The 2,343-nt window shown below is 72.1% G+C and carries 2 protein-coding genes and 1 pseudogene; all 3 read right to left on the bottom strand.

The window, feature by feature from the left end; genetic code table 11:
* Positions 1 to 358 (bottom strand): annotated as a pseudogene (locus D180_RS10675) (GGDEF domain-containing protein); the annotation flags it as partial.
* A 203-nt stretch (positions 359 to 561) separates the two neighbouring features.
* Positions 562 to 2,109, bottom strand: coding sequence for a PepSY-associated TM helix domain-containing protein (locus tag D180_RS10680; RefSeq protein WP_017912784.1), 1,548 nt, complete (start codon positions 2,107 to 2,109; stop codon positions 562 to 564).
* Positions 2,106 to 2,342 carry a hypothetical protein gene (locus D180_RS10685; protein WP_051064805.1) on the bottom strand — a complete coding sequence of 79 codons (237 nt, stop codon included), beginning with the start codon at positions 2,340 to 2,342 and terminating at the stop codon, positions 2,106 to 2,108. The genes D180_RS10680 and D180_RS10685 overlap by 4 nt, the downstream gene beginning before the upstream one ends.
* Position 2,343: the final 1 nt, after the last annotated feature.

Consider the following 2,343-nt stretch of genomic DNA (forward strand, 5'->3'; position numbering starts at 1 on the left):
CGCCGACCAGCAGCAACAGCGCGGCGCGGCCGGGGCCGTGCGTGTCGGCGCGATGGATCGCCGCCGCCACCCACAGCAACGCCAGCAGGGTCGCCACGCGCACCGCCACCGCATAGCCGAGCAGGCCGCCGCCGCGCCAGCCGAAATGCACCGCGTCCCAGCCCAGCAGCAGCAGCGCGATCAACACGCCCAGCGAGGCCGCCACGCGCTGCGCGAAGCCCAGCGTGGCGGCGGTGTAGTGGCGGTACGCCCGTTCCAGCGGAGGATCGAAACGCAGCGCGGCGAATCCCTTGCGCAATTGCGCCGCGTAGGCCTCGCCCGGCGGTGCGTCGTGTGGCTCCTGGTAACGCTCGTGCATGCAGTCCCCTGTCGACGGCAACGCGGCGCGAAGTGCGGATCAGGTCACATCAAATCGTGTCACCCGATTCGGTTTCGCGCGGACGCTGCGGTGCCCACGTCGAGACCATGAAAAAGCACCGGCGCGTGATTGTCCACTTTTGGGACGATCGGTTGCGTGACAGCAGCGCCCTGCCGCGCCGCCTTGGCACGGCAGGGCGAGCGTCAGCGCGGCGGCGGGAACGCCCACACGCTGTGTGGATCGCCGCCCTGCCCGCGGCGATACGCGGCGCGCGCCATCTGCCAGTAGGCCCAGGCCAGCGCCAGCGCGCAGGCGTCGATGGCCAGCAGCGTCCCGCTGCTCCACGGCGCCACCCAGCCGGCGGCGCCGCGCAACCCGGCCAGCGGCACCAGCGCGGTCAGCACCGCACAGGCCAGCAGCAGTTCGTAGGCGCCGCGCGCGGTAGGACGCAGCAGCGCCCAGGCCACGCCGAGCGCGAACACGGCGTAGTACGCCCAGCGCTCCATCCCCGGCGGCAACAGGCGCGCGGCCACGAACAGCGCCGACACCCCGGCCACGCAGCCCAGGCAGACGCCGGTGGTCAGCCGCGCCATGACGTGGGTGCGCAACGGCTGCGCGACCTGGCGGCGCTTGCGCCGCGCTTCCACCCACAGCAGGTTGCCGCTGTAGAACAGGAACGCGCCGCCGAGCCCGAGCAGGAAGTACAGCCACTGCAGCGGCCAGCGCCCGTAGTCGCCGAAGTGCAGGGTCTGCAGGCCGCGCAGCGCGGCCACACCCGGCGACATGGTCTGCGGCGACAGCACCCGCAACACCTGGCCGTCGGCCGCGCGCAGCGCCACGCCGCCGAGCGTGTTGAGCCGGCGCTGCTCCTGGTGGCCGTACAGCTCTACCTGCGCATTGGCGTCGCCGGCATCGTGGAAGGACAGGCTCTCAGGCACGAAGCCGGGATTGGCCGCGCGCGCCCGTGCCACCAGCTCGGCCACCGGCAGCATCGGCGCAGGCACGTGCGCGGGCTGCACGTGCGGCGCCAGTTCGAAGTCCGGCTGCAGCACCTGCATCAGCTTGCCGTCGAACACCAGGTACTGGAACGGCGCCAGCAGCAGCACGCCCAGGGTCAGCACCGCGCCGGACCAGGCGAAGATCACGTGGAACGGCAGCGACAGCATGCCGATGGCGTTGTGCGCGTCCTGCCACAAGCGCTTGACGTTGCGGCCGCGGCGCAGCGCGAACAGGTCCTTGAGCAGCACCGGCGCGTACAGCACCACGCCGCTGACCAGGGCCACCCCGTACAGCAGGCAGACCACGCCGAACAGGTAGGTGCCGAAGGTGCGCGGCAGCCCGGCAGTGAAGTGCAGGTCGTACAGGAACGCGACGAAGCCGCTGCGCTGCGGCAGCTGCACCGGCTGCCCGTCGGCACCGGGCTGGAACTGCACCATGCCGCCGAAGGCCTGCTCCGCGGCCGGCCCGAACGCGAACAACTGCGGCTGCGTGCGGCCCTCGCCGGGCAGCATCAGCGTGTACGACTCGGCCAGCGCCGGATGCCGCGCCAGCACCGCATCGGCCAGCGCCTGCGCGGCCTGCTCCGGCGGCAATGCCGGGGCCTGCACCGCGGCCGGGCGCGGCCACTGCTCCAGGTCGTGGGTGAACACGTTGATCGCCCCGGCGTAGAAGGCGATGAACAGGGCCATGCCGGCGAGCAGGCCCATCCAGCTGTGCGCCGACAGGAACTGGCGCAGGGTCGCGGCCTTCATGGGGTCACCTGCACGAGGTGGGTGGCCTTGAGCAGGTAAAGCGCCACGTAGCACAGTGCGGTCGCAGCGCCCAGCCACAGCCACGCGCGCGCGCCGCTGGGAAACACGAAAGCCAGCGACATGGCGCCGACCCACAGCGGGAACACCAGCAACAGCCACGGCAGCGTGTGCACCTGCAGCTCGCCCGGCCACAGCAGCACGCACAAGCCGATGACGCCCACCGCCAGCGGCAGG

The sequence above is a fragment of the Xanthomonas sp. SHU 166 genome, assembly GCF_000364685.1.
Taxonomy (GTDB): domain Bacteria; phylum Pseudomonadota; class Gammaproteobacteria; order Xanthomonadales; family Xanthomonadaceae; genus Xanthomonas_A; species Xanthomonas_A sontii.

Excerpts from the sequence above, each read along its gene's own strand:
- D180_RS10680 (WP_017912784.1), bottom strand. The coding sequence starts at position 2,109 with ATGAAGGCCGCGACCCTGCGCCAGTTCCTGTCGGCGCACAGCTGGATG.